This is a genomic window from Streptomyces mutomycini, assembly GCF_001700505.1.
Taxonomy (GTDB): Bacteria; Actinomycetota; Actinomycetes; order Streptomycetales; family Streptomycetaceae; genus Streptomyces; species Streptomyces mutomycini.
In genome coordinates, this window is the sequence record NZ_MAPV01000037.1 from 14,969 (window position 1) to 31,494 (window position 16,526).

The 16,526-nt window shown below is 70.1% G+C and carries 14 protein-coding genes; 7 read left to right on the forward strand and 7 right to left on the reverse strand.

The window, feature by feature from the left end:
* Positions 1-66 precede the first annotated feature (66 nt).
* Complete coding sequence (locus BFF76_RS05695; protein WP_053929527.1) at positions 67-945, reverse strand: D-alanyl-D-alanine carboxypeptidase family protein; 879 nt, start codon at positions 943-945, stop codon at positions 67-69.
* A gap of 315 nt (positions 946-1,260) precedes the next feature.
* Here BFF76_RS05695 and BFF76_RS05700 point away from each other — a divergent pair, with 315 nt between their 5' ends.
* Positions 1,261-1,950, forward strand: coding sequence for a GntR family transcriptional regulator (locus BFF76_RS05700; protein ID WP_031090528.1), 690 nt, complete (start codon positions 1,261-1,263; stop codon positions 1,948-1,950).
* Positions 1,947-3,254: an MFS transporter gene (locus BFF76_RS05705; RefSeq protein ID WP_065847454.1), complete on the forward strand. Its 1,308-nt coding sequence runs from the start codon at positions 1,947-1,949 to the stop codon at positions 3,252-3,254. Before BFF76_RS05700 ends, BFF76_RS05705 begins: the two co-directional genes overlap by 4 nt.
* 60 nt (positions 3,255-3,314) lie before the next feature.
* Here BFF76_RS05705 and BFF76_RS05710 read toward each other — a convergent pair whose 3' ends face one another.
* Positions 3,315-4,139: a maleylpyruvate isomerase family mycothiol-dependent enzyme gene (locus BFF76_RS05710; RefSeq protein ID WP_031090531.1), complete on the reverse strand. Its 825-nt coding sequence runs from the start codon at positions 4,137-4,139 to the stop codon at positions 3,315-3,317.
* 197 nt (positions 4,140-4,336) lie between these two features.
* On the opposite strand from BFF76_RS05710, the gene BFF76_RS05715 reads away from it, so the two are divergent.
* Positions 4,337-5,134: a carbon-nitrogen family hydrolase gene (locus BFF76_RS05715; RefSeq protein WP_065847456.1), complete on the forward strand. Its 798-nt coding sequence runs from the start codon at positions 4,337-4,339 to the stop codon at positions 5,132-5,134.
* 68 nt (positions 5,135-5,202) lie between these two features.
* Here BFF76_RS05715 and BFF76_RS05720 read toward each other — a convergent pair whose 3' ends face one another.
* A complete protein-coding gene (locus BFF76_RS05720) occupies positions 5,203-5,697 on the reverse strand; it encodes an LURP-one-related/scramblase family protein (protein WP_065847458.1) in 495 nt (164 codons plus the stop codon).
* A 64-nt stretch (positions 5,698-5,761) separates the two neighbouring features.
* Between BFF76_RS05720 and BFF76_RS05725 the strand changes: the two genes are divergently transcribed.
* Positions 5,762-7,573, forward strand: coding sequence for an NHL domain-containing thioredoxin family protein (locus BFF76_RS05725; RefSeq protein ID WP_053929525.1), 1,812 nt, complete (start codon positions 5,762-5,764; stop codon positions 7,571-7,573).
* A 53-nt stretch (positions 7,574-7,626) separates the two neighbouring features.
* Here the strand turns inward: BFF76_RS05725 and BFF76_RS05730 are convergent, their stop codons facing one another.
* From BFF76_RS05730 to BFF76_RS05740, 3 genes are all read right to left on the reverse strand, one after another.
* Positions 7,627-7,848 carry a DUF6458 family protein gene (locus BFF76_RS05730; protein WP_031090542.1) on the reverse strand — a complete coding sequence of 74 codons (222 nt, stop codon included), beginning with the start codon at positions 7,846-7,848 and terminating at the stop codon, positions 7,627-7,629.
* Between the two features lie 105 nt (positions 7,849-7,953).
* On the reverse strand, positions 7,954-9,252 hold the full coding sequence (locus tag BFF76_RS05735) for a M18 family aminopeptidase (protein WP_065847460.1): 1,299 nt from the start codon (positions 9,250-9,252) through the stop codon (positions 7,954-7,956).
* 149 nt (positions 9,253-9,401) lie between these two features.
* The gene (locus tag BFF76_RS05740) at positions 9,402-11,228 is read right to left on the reverse strand and encodes an acyl-CoA dehydrogenase (protein ID WP_031090546.1); all 1,827 of its coding nucleotides are present in this window, start codon (positions 11,226-11,228) and stop codon (positions 9,402-9,404) included.
* Positions 11,229-11,399: 171 nt separating this feature from the next.
* Between BFF76_RS05740 and BFF76_RS05745 the strand changes: the two genes are divergently transcribed.
* From BFF76_RS05745 to BFF76_RS05755, 3 genes are all read left to right on the forward strand, one after another.
* Entirely contained in the window at positions 11,400-11,840 is a 441-nt protein-coding gene (locus tag BFF76_RS05745) for an SseB family protein (RefSeq protein ID WP_031090548.1), read from the forward strand.
* A gap of 148 nt (positions 11,841-11,988) precedes the next feature.
* Positions 11,989-12,945, forward strand: a complete 957-nt coding sequence (locus BFF76_RS05750) for a pirin family protein (RefSeq protein ID WP_031090550.1) — start codon at positions 11,989-11,991, stop codon at positions 12,943-12,945.
* Positions 12,946-13,184: 239 nt separating this feature from the next.
* On the forward strand, positions 13,185-14,261 hold the full coding sequence (locus tag BFF76_RS05755) for an AI-2E family transporter (RefSeq protein ID WP_031090552.1): 1,077 nt from the start codon (positions 13,185-13,187) through the stop codon (positions 14,259-14,261).
* On the opposite strand, the gene BFF76_RS05760 is transcribed toward BFF76_RS05755, so the two are convergent.
* Complete coding sequence (locus tag BFF76_RS05760) at positions 14,256-16,370, reverse strand: ATP-binding SpoIIE family protein phosphatase (RefSeq protein ID WP_065847462.1); 2,115 nt, start codon at positions 16,368-16,370, stop codon at positions 14,256-14,258. The two genes, BFF76_RS05755 and BFF76_RS05760, sit on opposite strands and share 6 nt — an antisense overlap.
* Positions 16,371-16,526 lie beyond the last annotated feature (156 nt).

Consider the following 16,526-nt stretch of genomic DNA (forward strand, 5'->3'; position numbering starts at 1 on the left):
CCCTCTGCGTGTGTGCGTTCCCGCTTGCGCGATTTCGCCTGCGTGTCTCAGCCCGGGCGGGCCGGGTTACTTCTTGAAGCCGTAGTCCAGGAGCTTCTTCGCGTCGGCCGTCCGGGTGGTCGCCGACGTCGAGGTGAGGACGGTCCCGATGACCGTCTTTCCACTGCGGGTCGCGGCGAAGACCAGGCAGTACTTGGCCGTCGGGCCCGAGCCGGTCTTCACACCGATCATGCCGGTGTAGCTGCCCAGCATGGCGTTGGAGTTGGACCACGACATGTAGCGGTAGCCACCGGACTTGGTCGTGACCTTCTGCTTCGTCGACTTCGTCTTCACGATCGTGCGGAACGTGGAGTTCTTCATCGCGCTACTGGCGATCTTCGTGAGGTCGCGCGGCGTGGAGTAGTTCGAGCCACTGCCGATGCCGTCGAACGAGTCGAAGTGGGTGTTCTTCAGGCCCAGGCTCTGCGCCGAGGCGTTCATCTTGCCGATGAAGGACTTCACCCGGGCGGCACGCGTGGAACCGGAGCCGAACTTGTCGGCGAGTGCGTACGCGGCGTCACAGCCCGACGGCAGCATCAGGCCGTACAGGAGCTGGCGGACCGTGACCTTGTCTCCGACGATCAGCCGGGCGGACGAGGCGGTCTTCGAGACGATGTAGTCGCTGTACGCCTTCTGGACGGTGACCTTGGCGTCGAGGTTCAGGTTCTTCTGCGCCAGCACCACCTTGGCGGTCATGATCTTCGTCGTCGAGCCGGTGGAGCGGCGGGTGTCCGCGGCTTTCCCGTAGAGCGTCTTCGCGGTGCCGTTGTTCATCACGAAGCCGCCCTTGGCGGTGATCGTGGGTGTCGGCGGTGTCGCCGCCTGCGCCGAGGAGGCGAACGCGCTGCCCGCGAGGACCGCACCCGCGGTGAGAGCCACGGTTGCCGCAACGGTGGTGCGGTTCATTGCCTTAAGGCCGATGTTCAAGTCGAACGCTCCAAATACACCCGGAATGCGGCCACATGGGGTGCCGCTCGGTGGTGAGACTCGCGAGGTGGCCGGATGGATGTACTCCCGTACGGGTGAATCATTTCCGGGCGGACGGATCATACGAAGCGGAGCCGGGGCCGGGGTGCGGCGGGGTGCCGGAAGGTGCACGGGCCCGCGCCGCGGGGCTGTCCGCATCGCGCACCGGCGCGGGTCGCGGGGGGCCGGGCCGCGCCCCGGTCCGGATCGCGGACGCGAGGGCGGACGTACCCATCTTGTATCTATGCTGTGTGCATGCCCGTCGCCCCCATCGCGTCACCCCCTGCCCCTGCCCGCAAGGCGGACCCGAAGCCGCCGCCGGCGGCGGAGCGCGTCTACACCCACATCAAGGAAGCGGTCCTCGACCGCCGCTACGAGGGCGGTACGTTCCTCACGGAGGGCGACCTGGCCGAGACCGTGGGCGTGTCCCGGACCCCGGTGCGGGAGGCGCTGCTGCGCCTTGAGGTCGAAGGGCTGATCAGGCTCTACCCGAAGAAGGGCGCGCTGGTGCTCGCGGTCTCCGCGCAGGAGATCTCCGACGTGGTGGAGACCCGGCTGCTCGTGGAGGAGTTCGCCGCACGCAAGGCCGTGCCCGCACCGCCACAGCTGATAGCCAGGCTCGAACAGCTACTGGAGGAGCAGCGGGAGCTCGCCGAGGCGGGCGATCTGGCCGCCGTGTCCGTCAAGGACCGCTGCTTCCACGCCGAGATCGTGAAGAACGCGGGAAACGAGATCCTCTCGCGTCTCTACGACCAGCTCAGGGACCGGCAGTTGCGGATGGGCGTCGCCGTGATGGAGGCGCACCCCGGCCGGATCGCCGCCAACATCACCGAGCACGCCGAACTGCTGGAGGCCATCAGGGCCGGAGATGCCGAGGGCGCCGCACAGGTCGTACGGCGCCACGTCGGCCGCGTCAGGGTGCTGGTCCGGGGTGAGGACCGATGACCTCCGCGGCCCCCACCCTCTCCCTGCCGGGTGACCCGCCCGGCGGCCGGCGTGCCGCCTGGGTCTGGGGTATCGGCGTCGCGGTCTACTTCGTCGCCATCATCTTCCGGACGAGTCTGGGCGTGGCCGGACTCGACGCCGCCGACCGCTTCGACGTCAACGCCTCGGCCCTGTCGACGTTCTCCATCCTTCAGCTCCTCGTCTATGCCGGCATGCAGATACCCGTGGGTCTCATGGTCGACCGGCTCGGCACCAAGAAGGTCCTCACCATCGGGGTGGTGCTCTTCACCCTCGGGCAGCTGGGCTTCGCGCTCTCCCCCTCGTACGGCATGGCGCTCGCCTCCCGCGCGCTGCTCGGCTGCGGTGACGCGATGACGTTCATCAGCGTGCTGCGGCTCGGCGCCCGGTGGTTCCCGGCCCGCCGCGGGCCGCTGATCGGGCAGGTGGCCGCCCTCTTCGGGATGGCGGGCAACCTCGTCTCGACCCTCTTCATCGCCCGCGCGCTGCACGGGTTCGGGTGGACCGCGACCTTCGTCGGCAGCTCGCTGGCGGGCGTGCTGGTGCTGGGCCTGCTGCTGCTCTTCCTCAAGGACCACCCCGAGGGCCACGAGCCGCCCCCCGCCGAGCACGCCGGAGCGGCGTACGTGCGGAAGCAGATCGCCGCTTCCTGGCGGGAGCCCGGCACCCGCCTGGGCATGTGGGTGCACTTCACCACGCAGTTCCCCGCCATGGTCTTCCTGCTGCTGTGGGGCATGCCGTTCCTGGTCGAGGCGCAGGGGCTCAGCAGGGGTACCGCCGGTGAGCTGCTCACCCTGGTGGTGCTCTCCAACATGGTGGTGGGGCTCGTCTACGGGCAGATCATCGCCCGCCACCACGCGGCGCGCGCCCCGCTGGCCCTGGGTACGGTCGCGATGACCGCGCTGCTCTGGGCGTCCACGATCTTCTATCCCGGCGGCCACGCGCCGATGTGGTTGCTGATCACCCTGTGCGTGGTGCTCGGATCGTGCGGCCCGGCCTCGATGATCGGCTTCGACTTCGGCCGGCCGGCCAATCCGCCGGAACGCCAGGGCACCGCTTCGGGCATCGTCAACATGGGCGGATTCATCGCCTCGATGACGACGCTGTTCGCTGTCGGTGTACTGCTGGACGCGACCGGCGACAACTACCGCGTCGCGTTCGCCTCGGTCTTCGTCCTGGAGGCACTCGGAGTCGTGCAGATCCTGCGGCTGCACGCCCGCGCCACGTACAGGGAGCGCGACCACCACGTCGTCAGCCGGGTCGAAGCCGTACACGTGCCCGTCTGACGGTGTCCCGGCGGCGCGCCCGTCCCGGTCCGCCGGCGGGACGGGCGCGCCGGGTCCCCGTTACGGGGTCACGGCGAAGTGGCGCAGGATCTCGGCAGCCAGGTCCTGGTCGCCGTCGATCTTGATCCGGTCCTCCACGGCCTGCGCCCGTACGCGGCCGCAGGCCAGCCGGTAGTACGTCTCCCAGTCCATCGCCAGGGTCGCCGCGGGGCCCAGGGACGGCGCACCGTCGACCGTGCCGCGGCCCTCGCCGTCGACCCTGACCGTCCGCAGGAACTCCAGCGGGCCGTGCACGTCGAAGACGACGGCCGAATTGGGAGGCGCGCCCGCGTCCTTGGCGACCACCTTCGCCAGGCCGATGAGCAGCGTGTCCCGGACGATCAGGGCGCCGGGGGAATCCAGATTGCCGGGCTGTCCCAGCGTCGTGCGCAGGTCCTGCTCGTGCACCCAGACGTCGAAGGCCCGCATGCGCAGTGCCAGTTCCAGCGTCTGCTCGGCGCCGAGCGGTGCCCGCACCATCGTCTCGGGGGCGCGTGACTCGTTGCGCAGCTGACGCATGCGCCGGATGAGCGTGTACTCCAGCTCCGAGGTCATCTCCGGCGCGGTGTGGTGGCGCCGTACGTCGACCTGCATCTCCATGTAGCGCTGGTTGTCGTTCTGCACGTGGTACAGATCCCGCGGCAGCGTGTGGATCGGGCGGGGGTCGCCGAGCTGTTCGCACTCCATGCCGATGACGTGCGAGACGATGTCGCGCACCGACCACCCCGGGCAGGGCGTCCGACGGTTCCACTCCGCCTCGGCGAGCGGCTTGACAAGCTCGGATATCGACTCGACGGAGTGGGTCCAGGCATCGGCGTAGGTCTGGAGGCTGGGATGGACGGTCACGGGACCCCTCGTGCGGTTCTGCGGTGCATGGGCTGGAGAGCAGGGAGTGCCGACGGGGGCCGGCACCGACGGTGCTGTCTGCGGGCTGCGTGGGAGGTTCGCTCGCTAAGTTACGCTGCGAGCAGGCACCCCGGCAGTGCTTTCGTGTGACGATCGTAGGCCCGCGTTGACGGCTTCCATGCCAGGACGGTGGTAGTGTGCACGCCTCCCTCATCCAGATAGCAGTAAACCCGGACGAATCGATCAATTCCCGTAGAGAGCACGCGGCTTCGCTGGTCGTCGCACAGCGGGGTGCGGACCTCGTGGTCCTCCCGGAGCTCTGGCCGGTCGGTGCGTTCGCCTATACCGCGTTCGCCGACGAGGCCGAACCGCTGCACGGACCCACGCACGACATCATGGCGAAGGCGGCGGCGGAGGCCGGGGTCTGGCTGCACGCCGGATCGTTCGTCGAGCGCGCCGAGGACGGCGTCCTCTACAACACCTCGCTGGTGTTCTCGCCCGAGGGTGAGCGGGCCGCCGCGTACCGCAAGATTCACCGCTTCGGCTTCGACAAGGGCGAGGCCGTGCTGATGGGGGCCGGCGACGAACTCGTCACCGTCGCCCTGCCGGAGACCTGCCTCGGCCTCGCCACCTGCTACGACCTGCGCTTCCCCGAGCAGTTCCGGGGCCTCGTCGACGCGGGGGCCGAAACCCTGGTCGTCTCGGCCGGCTGGCCAGAGCGCCGTCGTTCGCACTGGACGCTGCTGGCGCAGGCCCGCGCCGTCGAGAACCAGGCGTACGTCCTGGCGGTCGGGTCGGCGGGCACCAACGGGGGCGTCGAGCAGGCGGGTCACAGCATCGTCGTCGACCCGTGGGGCGAGGTGCTCGCCGAGGCCGGGGCGGGCGAGGAGGTGCTCACCGTGGAATTCGACCCGGCGAGGGTCGGTACCACCCGCGAGCAGTTCCCGGCTCTCAAGGACCGCCGCCTGGGCCTTGCACGGCGCCGCCTGTCCTGAGCCGCACGGACGCGTCCCGGTGGCCCGGTTTCACGTGAAACCGGGCCACCGGCCTGTCCGGTCCGTTCTCAGTCGTCGTCGCGTTCCTTGTCCGCGAGGACGATCACGCACACTGCCACCGCGAGGAGCAGGGGCACGTCGGCGTCCTCGCGCACGATGTCGACGCCGTAGGTGTCGCGAACGGTCAGCCAGCGCCGCGAAACCTGGGCGAGCAGCTCACCGTCGTAGTCGATGGCGAATTCCCGGTCCAGGATCTTGCCGCTGACGTCCAGTTCGGTGCCGTCCAACAGGGTGACCCGGTAGTGGTTGCGCAGCAGCGAGAGGCGCTTCCGCTTGATCTTGGCGAGCTCGTCGCCGTCCCGTTCGATGAGCATGGTGTCGCGGAGGCTGATCAGCTTCTGGCGGATCTCCACCAGGACGCGGCCGTTCGTGTCCTTCAGCTCGAAGGTGTCACGGAGCCGCATGGCCTTGCCGTCGACGAGGAAGAGCTTCCGCCCGTCCGCGTCCTCGATCCAGTAGTCGTCGCCGACGCCGAACAGTCGCTCACGTACGAGAAGTCTCATGGATCACAGGTTCCCCGACGCCCTGCCGGAATGCGCGCAGGCCACGGTGCTGTTGACTGTTGTCATGACAGCACGTGCACGTGTCCGCGCCCCCGAACTGATCGGCAAGGGCGGCTGGCTCAATACAGGCGACCGGCAGTACACCCTTGCTGACCTGCGAGGACGCATTGTCATTCTGGATTTCTGGACATTCTGCTGCGTGAACTGTCTGCATGTGCTCGACGAGCTGCGCGAGCTGGAGGAGAAGCACCGCGACACCGTGGTGATCATCGGTGTCCACTCCCCGAAGTTCGTGCATGAGGCGGAACACCAGGCCGTGGTCGACGCCGTCGAGCGGTACGAGGTGCACCACCCCGTCCTCGACGACCCCGAACTCGCCACCTGGAAGCAGTACGCCGTCCGGGCCTGGCCCACGCTCGTCGTCGTGGACCCCGAGGGCTACGTCGTGGCCCAGCACGCCGGCGAGGGGCACGCGCACGCCATCGAGAAGCTCGTCGAGGAGCTGGAGGCCGAGCACGCCGCGAAGGGCACGCTGCGCCGCGGTGACGGCCCGTACGTCGCTCCGGAGCCGGTCGCCACACACCTGCGGTTCCCCGGCAAGGCGCTCGCCCTCCCCGACGGAGGCTTCCTGGTCACGGACACCACACGGCACCGCCTGGTCGAGCTGGACGCCGACGGCGAGACCGTACGGGGTCACTTCGGCGCCGGTGAGCGCGGGTTCGCGGACGGCGGCCGCGACGGGGCCCGGTTCAGCGAACCGCAGGGTCTCGCCGTCCTGCCCGACGGCCGGATCGCCGTCGCGGACACGGTCAACCACGCGATCAGGGCGCTCGACCTGGCGACGGGCGAGACGACCACACTCGCCGGGACGGGGCGCCAGTGGTGGCAGGGCTCGGCCACCAGCGGCCCGGCCACGGAGGTGGACCTGTCGTCGCCGTGGGACATCGCCTGGTTCGGCGGCCGGCTGTGGATCGCGATGGCCGGGGTGCACCAGCTGTGGACATACGACCCCGATCGGGGAACGGTGCGGGTCGCCGCGGGGACGACCAACGAGGGCCTGGTCGACGGGCCCGGGGACGAGGCGTGGTTCGCGCAGCCGTCCGGTCTGGCCGCCGCGGGCGACCGGCTCTGGGTCGCCGACTCCGAGACCTCCGCACTGCGCTACGTGGATCTGGAGGGCGCGGTCCACACGGTCGTCGGTACCGGTCTCTTCGACTTCGGCCACCGCGACGGCCCCGCCGGCCAGGCGCTCCTCCAGCATCCGCTGGGCGTCACCGCGCTTCCGGACGGCTCCGTCGCCGTGAGCGACACCTACAACCACGCGCTGCGGCGCTACGACCCGGAGAGCGGCCAGGTCACCACGCTGGCCACGGACCTGCGGGAGCCCAGCGACGCGGTGCTGGCGGACGGCGATCTGGTCGTCGTCGAGTCCGCACGCCACCGGCTGACCAGGCTCCGGCTTCCCGAGGAGGCCGTGCGGGTGGCGGACCGGGCCCACCGCACCCGGCGGGCGGCCACCGAGGTCGCCGCCGGCACCCTGCGACTGGACGTGGTCTTCCAGGCGCCGGCCGGTCAGAAGCTGGACACCCGGTACGGCCCCTCGACCCGGCTGCTCGTCTCCTCGACCCCGCCGGAGCTGCTGGCCGGGGGATCGGGGCCGGGCACGGACCTGAGCCGTGACCTGGTCCTGGCGGACGACGTCACCGAGGGCGTCCTGCACGTGTCCGCGATGGCGGCCTCCTGCGACGACGACCCGGCGAACGAGTACCCGGCCTGCCATGTGCACCAGCAGGACTGGGGCGTCCCCGTCAGCGTCACCGCCGGAGGGGCTTCCAGGCTCCCGCTGGTGCTGGCCGGGATGGACGAGCAGGGCTGACGAAGCAGGGCCCGCCGGCGCCGTTCGCGCCGGCCGGGCGGCTGCCCGTCAGGTCACTGGTAGCGGCGCTCGTCCTCCGTTACGACGGTGGTTGTGGGCGGCACGACCATGCGGCGGCGACGCGCGATGCTCACGTAGACGAAGACCCCGACGAGGCCGACGAGCATCATGATCCAGCCGACCAGGTCGACGTTGACGGTATCCATCTCCCAGTCGGTGGCGAAAGCCAGAATCGCCCCGGCACCTATCAGGAGAATGCATCCTCCGAGTCCCATGATTTCCGCCTCCTCGACGGCCCGGTGACTCCGGGCCGGTGTACGGGTCGCGTACCCGGCCCGGCAACAACCATGTCCGTGCGGGCGGCCGGGACGGTGCGGGGGTCAGCCGGCGAGGAACGCCACGAGCGCGTTGGCCAGGAGATACGGGTCGTCGGCGCCGCAGAGTTCGCGTGCGCTGTGCATCGAAAGGATCGCCACACCGATGTCGACGGTCCGGATACCGTGCCGTGCCGCGGTGATCGGGCCGATCGTCGTGCCGCACGGCATCGAGTTGTTGGAGACGAACGTCTGCCAGGGGACGCCCGCCTTCTCGCAGGCCTCGGCGAACACGGCGCGGCCGCCGCCGTCGGTCGCGTAGCGCATGTTGACGTTGACCTTGAGGATCGGCCCTCCGTTGGCCACCGGGTGGTGCGTCGGGTCGTGCCGCTCGGCGTAGTTGGGGTGGACGGCGTGGCCGGTGTCCGAGGAGAGGCAGACGGTCCCGGCGAAGGCCCGGGCGCGGTCCTCGTACGAACCGCCACGGGCGAAGACGGAACGCTCCAGGACCGTGCCGAGCAGCGGGCCGTCGGCGCCGGTGTCGGACTGGGAGCCGTTCTCCTCGTGGTCGAAGGCGGCCAGCACGGGGATGTAGGGGATCTCGGCGTCCGGCTGCGTGGTCACGGCTGCGAGAGCGGCCGTCGCGGCGTGCACGGAGAGCAGGTTGTCCATGCGCGGTCCCGCGAGCAGCTCACGGTCGCGGCCCAGGTAGGCGGGCGGCTCGACGGGGTGCGGCATGAGGTCCCAGCCGGTGATCTCCGCGGGGTCGACACCCGCCTCCCCGGCGACGAAGCGGATGAGGTCGCCCTCCTCGACCTCACCGAGCCCCCAGATCGGCTGCATGTGCTTCTGACGGTCGAGCTTCAGGCCGTCGGGGTTTGCGGACCGGTCCAGGTGCACGGCCAGCTGGGGAACCCTCAGCAGCGGCCGGTCGATGTCGACCAGCCGGTGGGTGCCGTCACGCAGGGACAGGCGGCCTGCGAGACCGAGGTCCCGGTCCAGCCAGGTGTTCAGGAGCGTCCCGCCGTAGATCTCGACGGCGATCTGGCGCCAGCCGTACGCGCCCGTGTCGGGCAGCGGCTTGACCCGCAGGTTGGGGGAGTCGGTGTGGGCACCCACGATCCGGAACGGGGTGTGGGCGCCGGCACCCTCCGGCACGTACCAGGCCACGATCGCACCGCCCCGCAGGACGTACTTCCCGCCCGTGGACCCGTCCCACGCATCCGTCTCCTCGACCTGCCGGAATCCGGCCTTCTCCAGGCGCGCGGCTGCTGCGGCGACGGCGTGGTACGGGGAAGGGGAGGCCATCAGGAAGGCCATCAGATCGTCGGTGTGCCCGCGGTCGAAGCGGAGGGGAGAGCTCATGTTCCTCACTGTAACGACGGCCCACAGAGGCGGTTCACTGCGTACGGCGGCTGCCATCGGTCCGTGTCCGAAAGTTGACCCCGAACACGACGACGCCGCCGTCCGGTGGAATCGGGACGGCGGCGTCGTCGTGCTCGGGCCGGGAGGGGCTAGAACGCGGCCTCGTCCAGCTCCATCAGCGAGTTGTCGACGTTCTCGGCCAGAGCGCGCTCGCCGGAGACACCCGGCAGGATGTTCGTGGCGAAGAACTTCGCCGCGGCGATCTTGCCCCGGTAGAAGGCGGCGTCCTTGGCGGAGGCGTTGCGCAGCTTCTCGGAGGCCACGACCGCGCCCTTGAGCAGCAGGTAGCCGACGACGACATCGCCGGAGACCATCAGGAGGCGGGTGGTGTTGAGGCCCACCTTGTAGATGTTCTTGACGTCCTCGCCGGTCGCGGTGAGGTCGGTGATCATCGTGCCGACGATCGCCTCCAGGTCCACCGCGGCCTTGGCGAGGTTGTCCAGCGGGCCGGACAGCTCCTCGTTGCCCTGGGCGCCCGCGAGGAACTTCTTGATCTCCTCGGAGAGGGCGTTCAGCGAGGCGCCCTGGTCACGGACGATCTTCCGGAAGAAGAAGTCCTGCCCCTGGATCGCCGTCGTGCCCTCGTAAAGGGTGTCGATCTTGGCGTCACGGATGTACTGCTCGACCGGGTACTCCTGGAGGTACCCGGAGCCGCCGAAGGTCTGGAGCGACTGCGCGAGCTGCTCGTAGGACTTCTCGGAGCCGTAGCCCTTCACGATGGGGAGCAGCAGGTCGTTGAGGCCGTTGAGCGCCTTGGCGTCCCCGCCCGCGGCCTCCTCCGCCTGGATCGCGTCCTGGACCGAGGCCGTGTACAGCACGAGCGAGCGCATGCCCTCGGCGTACGCCTTCTGCGTCATGAGGGAGCGGCGGACGTCGGGGTGGTGCGTGATGGTGACCTTGGGGGCCGTCTTGTCCATGAACTGCGACAGGTCGGTGCCCTGGACGCGCTCCTTGGCGTACTCCAGCGCGTTGAGGTAGCCCGTGGACAGGGCCGCGATGGCCTTCGTGCCGACCATCATGCGGGCGAACTCGATGATGCGGAACATCTGGCGGATGCCGTCGTGCTTGTCGCCGATGAGCCAGCCCTTGGCGGGGTGCTGGTCGCCGAAGGTCATCTCGCAGGTGTTCGACGCCTTGAGGCCCATCTTGTGCTCGACGTTCGTCGCGTACACGCCGTTGCGCTCGGCGAGCTCGCCCGTGGTCCAGTCGAAGTGGAACTTCGGGACCATGAAGAGCGAGAGGCCCTTCGTGCCGGGTCCGGCCCCCTCGGGGCGGGCCAGCACGTAGTGGATGATGTTCTCGGACATGTCGTGCTCGCCCGAGGTGATGAAGCGCTTCACACCCTCGATGTGCCAGGAGCCGTCCTCCTGCTCGACCGCCTTCGTGCGGCCGGCGCCGACGTCCGAACCGGCGTCCGGCTCGGTCAGCACCATGGTCGAGCCCCACTGCTTCTCGACGGCGATCTCGGCGATCTTCTTCTGCGCCTCGTTGCCCTCGTCGAAGAGGATGCCGGCGAAGGCCGGGCCGGAGGAGTACATCCAGACGGCCGGGTTGGCGCCCAGCAGAAGCTCCGCGTAGCCCCAGATCAGGGAGCGCGGGGAGGTCGTGCCGCCGATCTCCTCGGGGAGGCCCAGGCGCCAGTACTCGGAGTCCATGAACGCCTGGTACGACTTCTTGAAGGAAGCCGGGACCGGCGCGGTGTTGGTCTCGGGGTCGAAGACCGGCGGGTTGCGGTCGGCGTCGGCGTACGAGTCGGCGAGCTCGTTCTCCGCGAGGCGGGTGACCTCGTCGAGGATGCTCTTCGCGGTCTCGACGTCCATCTCCGCGAACGGACCGGTGCCGTACAGCTTGTCGCGCCCGAGGACCTCGAAGAGGTTGAACTCGATGTCGCGGAGATTCGACTTGTAGTGCCCCATGGGAAGGCTCCGTAATCAATAGCAGCGGCGCGCAGCGCCCCGTGGAGGAGTGAGGTTCGGGCGGCGGACGGCCTGGCGTGGGTATATCACCTGACCCCTCCGATGATGCTACCCGTCAGTAATAAGACGCAACCCCTCAAGGCACAGATGTGTCCGATTACTCTTTGCCGCATGTATGGCTACGACCAGCACCAGGGTGCACAGCAGCAGATGGGCGGCGGCTACGGCGAGCAGCCGTTGTACCCCGAGCCCTCGCCGCCGTCCCTGGCCGACGCGGTACGGGCCTTCACGACCGGTTCGCTGTCCGCGGAGGACTTCCAGCAGATCTTCGCCACGGCCAAGGTCTACTGCCCGCGCGGCGACAATCCCGGCTTCCTGGCCCTCCACAACACCCAGCAGCCGGTGATCCCCATGTTCACGACGCTCAAGGAGCTCCGGAGCTACGCGGGCAAGGAGTCCAAGTACTTCGTGATCACCGGCGCCGAGGTGATCGACCTGCTGCCGACCGGCTACGGGTTCGTCCTGGACATGGAGGGCGACCACCGCGTGGTCTTCGACGCCAAGGCGGTGGAGCAGATGGTGGACTTCGCGATGCGCCGCATGTACGGCTGAGCGTCCGCGTCCCCAGGTGGCCCGAGGGCCCGCACCGTTCCGGTGCGGGCCCTCGTTGCTGTCCGGGGGCAGCGGGAATGGATGCCGCCTTGCAAGATGTTCACTGTTCAACTAAATTGGGATCAGAAGACTCCCGGAGGTGGCTCCCATGCCCGCAGTGACCGTCGAAAACCCGCTGACCCTTCCGAAGGTCGCGGCCCAGGCCGAGGCCGTGGCCCGCCCCGTACTGACCGTCACGACCGCACCGAGCGGTTTCGAGGGCGAGGGGTTCCCGGTGCGGCGCGCCTTCGCCGGGATCAACTACCGGCACCTCGACCCGTTCATCATGATGGACCAGATGGGCGAGGTGGAGTACGCCGCGGGCGAGCCGAAGGGGACTCCCTGGCACCCGCACCGCGGCTTCGAGACCGTCACGTACATCATCGACGGGAGCTTCATCCACCAGGACAGCAACGGTGGCGGCGGTTCCATCGAGAACGGTGACACCCAGTGGATGACGGCCGGCTCCGGCCTCCTCCACATCGAGACGCCGCCGGAGGCCCTCGTCATGTCCGGCGGCCTCTTCCACGGCCTCCAGCTCTGGGTGAACCTGCCGAAGTCCGACAAGATGATGGCGCCGCGCTACCAGGACATCCGTGGCGGCCAGGTCCAGCTCCTCGCCTCCCCGGACGGCGGTGCGCTGCTCCGTGTCATCGCCGGTGAGCTCGACGGCCACGAGGGCCCGGGCATCACGCACACCCCGATCACCATGGTCCACGCGACGGTCCGGCCGGGCGCCGAGGTCACGCTGCCCTGGCGCGAGGAGTTCAACGGCCTCGCGTACGTCCTCGCCGGGCGCGGCAGCGTCGGCATGGAGCGCCGCCCCGTCCACACCGGACAGACCGCGGTCTTCGGCAAGGGGTCCTCGCTGACCGTCCGCGCCGACGAGGCGCAGGACGGCAACTCGCCCGACCTGGAGGTGGTGCTGCTCGGCGGGCGCCCGATCCGTGAGCCCATGGCGCACTACGGGCCGTTCGTCATGAACACCCAGGACGAGCTCAAGCAGGCCTTCGAGGACTTCCAGAAGGGCCGGCTGGGCACCGTTCCCGCCGTACACGGGATGTAGCGCAACCGCACGGCTCCGCAAGGGCATCGGGCGCGGTGACGAACTGCCGGGACCGGACCTGCGTCCTGCGCCCGCGTCCGGTGCCCGCACCGCGGACTCCCCCGGGGTGCGGGCATCGTCGGAGGGCGGGGCGCATCCTCCCTGCGGACCACGGCATGTGACGTGGCGTCCGGCGGACGACGTCACCCGTACGCCCGCGCGGAAGGGCCACCGCTCCCGGCCCGTGATCGGGTGGGAGGGTGCCTACCCGCAAGCCCCTCCTGCCCGACGTCGCGCGGCGTACGGCCGCCTGGTGCGGTGTCCTGCTCCTGGCCGCCGGCGTCGCGGCAGTGGCCATCTGGCTCTGTGTAGCGCTCAAGACCGCGGTCACCCCGGTCCTGCTGGCCCTGCTCGGCACGGCGCTGCTGGGCCCCGTCCAGCGCTGGCTGACGGCTCACAGGGTGAACCGTTCGGTGGCGGCCGGACTGACCTGCGCCGCGCTCGTAGCGGTGGTCGGGGGCGCCGGCTACATCGTCGTCACCGCACTCGTCAACAGCGGCGAACAGATCGTGGACTCGCTGAAGGACACCGCGCAGTGGGTCATCGACCACTTCGACATCGAGGGCGTGGCCGATGTGGACGATCTCGCGGACAACGCCAAGGAACTCGTCGGGAAGTTCGGCGCCAGCGCGGCGGGCGGACTGCTCAGCGGGATCAGCCTCATCGGGTCGCTCGTCGCCACGAGCGTCCTGGCGCTGCTGCTGACCTTCTTCTTCCTCCGCGACTCCGACCGTGCCGCGAGCCTCGCCCACAGCATCGCCCCGCGCGGCACGGGCGCCCTCGTGGAGGCCATGGGGCGCAGGGCCTTCGAGGCCGTCGAGGGGTTCATGCGCGGAACCACCTTCATCGCCCTGATCGACGCGCTGTGCATCACGGTGGGCCTGCTGATCCTGCGGGTGCCGGGTGCGGCGGGGCTCGGAGCGCTGGTGTTCGTCGGCGCCTACATCCCGTACCTGGGGGCGTTCCTCTCCGGCGCAGTCGCCGTGCTCGTCGCCCTCGCGGACCGGGGCTTCGTCATCGCGCTCTGGGTGCTGGGGGTGGTGCTCGCCGTCCAGGTGCTGGAGGGCCATGTGCTCCAGCCCGTCATCCAGAGCCGTACCGTCCAGATGCACCCCGCCATGATCATGGTCGCGCTGACCGCGGGCGCGAGCGTCGCGGGGCTGCTGGGCATGCTGCTGGCGGTGCCCCTGTGCGCCGCGGCCTCCGGGGTGATCGGCGAACTCCGCAAGGGGTACGAGGCCGGCGGCGACCAGCCCGCGGTGCCCGGGAGCTCATGAGCCGACGAAAACGCTCGGCTCCGCCGACTCGTACAGCTCGAACCAGATCGACTTCCCCTCGCCCCTCGGGTCCACCCCCCACGCGGCGGCGAGCATCTCCATCAGCATCAGCCCGCGGCCGCTGGACGCCATCTCCCCCGGCCGCCGCTTGTGCGGAAGCTCGTCGCTGGCGTCGGCCACCTCGACACGCAGCCGCCGCTCGCCCCGCTCTCCCGTCACCTCCGCCACGAGCAGCGCGTCCCCGTCCGTGTGCATGAGCACGTTCGTGGACATCTCGGAGACCATCAGCTCCGCGGAGTCGACCTGCTCCGCGTCCGCCCAGTCGTGCAGCAGCTCCCGCACCTGCTGCCGGGCGGCCGCGACGCGCTCGGGCTCCGCCTGGGCGATGGTCATGGCCGAGCGCCGCCCCGGGGCCCTGCGCGTACGCAGTCCGTCGCGGCGCAGCAGCAGGACCGCGATGTCATCCTCACGGCGGTCCACCAGCGGTCCGGTCGTGTAGTGCGAGTCGGGGCCGTGCACTGCCTGTACGAGGGCGTCCGCGAGCTCCTCCAGGTCCTTGACGGGCTTCTCCAGGACCGGCCTGAGCCTGGTCCATCCGGTGGCCATGTCGTGTCCGCCGGTCTCGATGAGCCCGTCCGTGCACAGCATGATCGTCTCGCCGGGCCCCAGGACGACGCGGGTCGTCGGGTAGTCGGCGTCCTTCTCGACGCCCAGGGGCAGCCCTCCGGCCGTCTGCCGGATCACCGCGGTGCCGTCGATGCTGATCACCACGGGGTCCGGGTGGCCCGCCCGTGCGACGTCGAGGGTCCCGGTCTCGGGGTCGGCCTCCGCGTACAGGCAGGTCGCGAAGCGCGTCGCGTCGGACGGCTCCTCCCCGTCCGCCAGGTCGTACGCCTCCGTCAGCCCTGACAGGAAGCGGGAGGCGCGGGAGAGCACGGCATCGGGGCGGTGTCCCTCGGAGGCGTACGCGCGCAGTGCGATCCGCAGCTGGCCCATCAGGCCCGCCGCCCGCACGTCGTGGCCCTGGACGTCGCCGATCACGAGGGCGATACGGCCGTTGGGGAGCGGGATCGTGTCGTACCAGTCGCCGCCGACCTGGAGTCCGCCTCCCGTCGGGATGTAGCGGGCCGCGACCACCAGCCCGGGCACGCCGGGGCCGAGGGACGGCTTCATCGCCCTCTGCAGGCCCAGCGACAGCTCGCGCTCGGTCTCGGCCGCACCGGCGCGGGTCAGGGCCTGGGCGAGCATCCTGGCCACCGTCGTCAGCACGGAGCGCTCGTCCGGCGAGAAGGCCACGCTGTGGCGGAACCCGGCCATCCAGGCGCCCATGGTGATCCCCGACGAGATCAGCGGCAGGAAGGCCCAGGAGCGGCGCCCGAAATCACGGGCGAGGGGCCAGGCCGCCGGGAAGCGCTCCCGGTACTCCTCGGGAGAAGCCAGATAGATGGCCTGCCCGGTGCGCACGACCTCGGCGGCCGGATAGTCCGTCTGCAGGGGCATGTCGGTGAACGGCTTCTCGTCGCCGACGTTGTGCCCGTGGTGCCCGACGACCGTCAGCCGCTCACCCGAGACCCCGAAGACGGCGAGCCCGTCCGGCGAGAAGCCGGGCATGGAGAGCGAACCGGCGACCCGCAGGACCTCCTCGGTGGACCCCGCCTCGGCCAGCGCCCGCCCGGCGTCCAGCAGGAACGCTTCCCGCGACCGTCGCCAGTCGCCCGTGAGCGGGGTCTGCGCCGCGGATGCCTCCGGGGGCTGGGCGACCTCCTGGAGAATGCCCATCAGTACGTACTGGTGACGGCCGGGCGAGTCGACCGGGACCGGCTTCGACCGGCTGCGCACCGTCCGTACCACCGCGCCGTGCTCGTCCACGATCCGCAGCCGGGCCTCGGCGACGGTGTCCTCGGCGATCGCGAAGTTCACCACGCCGTCGATCTCGTTCCAGTCGGCGGGGTGGAAGCGCGGGCGCACCTCCTCGCCGGGGCGCACGACGGGCTCGGCGGGCAGGCCCAGGAGTCTTGCCGCCTCGGCGTCGAGCGATACCGTGCCCGCGGAGCTGTCCCAGCTCCACATGCCCGTTCCGATCGCAGCCAGGATCTCCTCGGTACGCATTGCCCCACTTTAGGAAGATGTTCTGCGCGGTCGCCACCGAGGGACCGCCTCCGGCGGCCGCCCTCCGGGGGCCGTCGGGTGCGTCTCGGACAGCCGTGCGGCGACAATGCCAATGAAGCGGTGTGTCCACGGGCGGTAGCCTGGGGTGTCAATCCA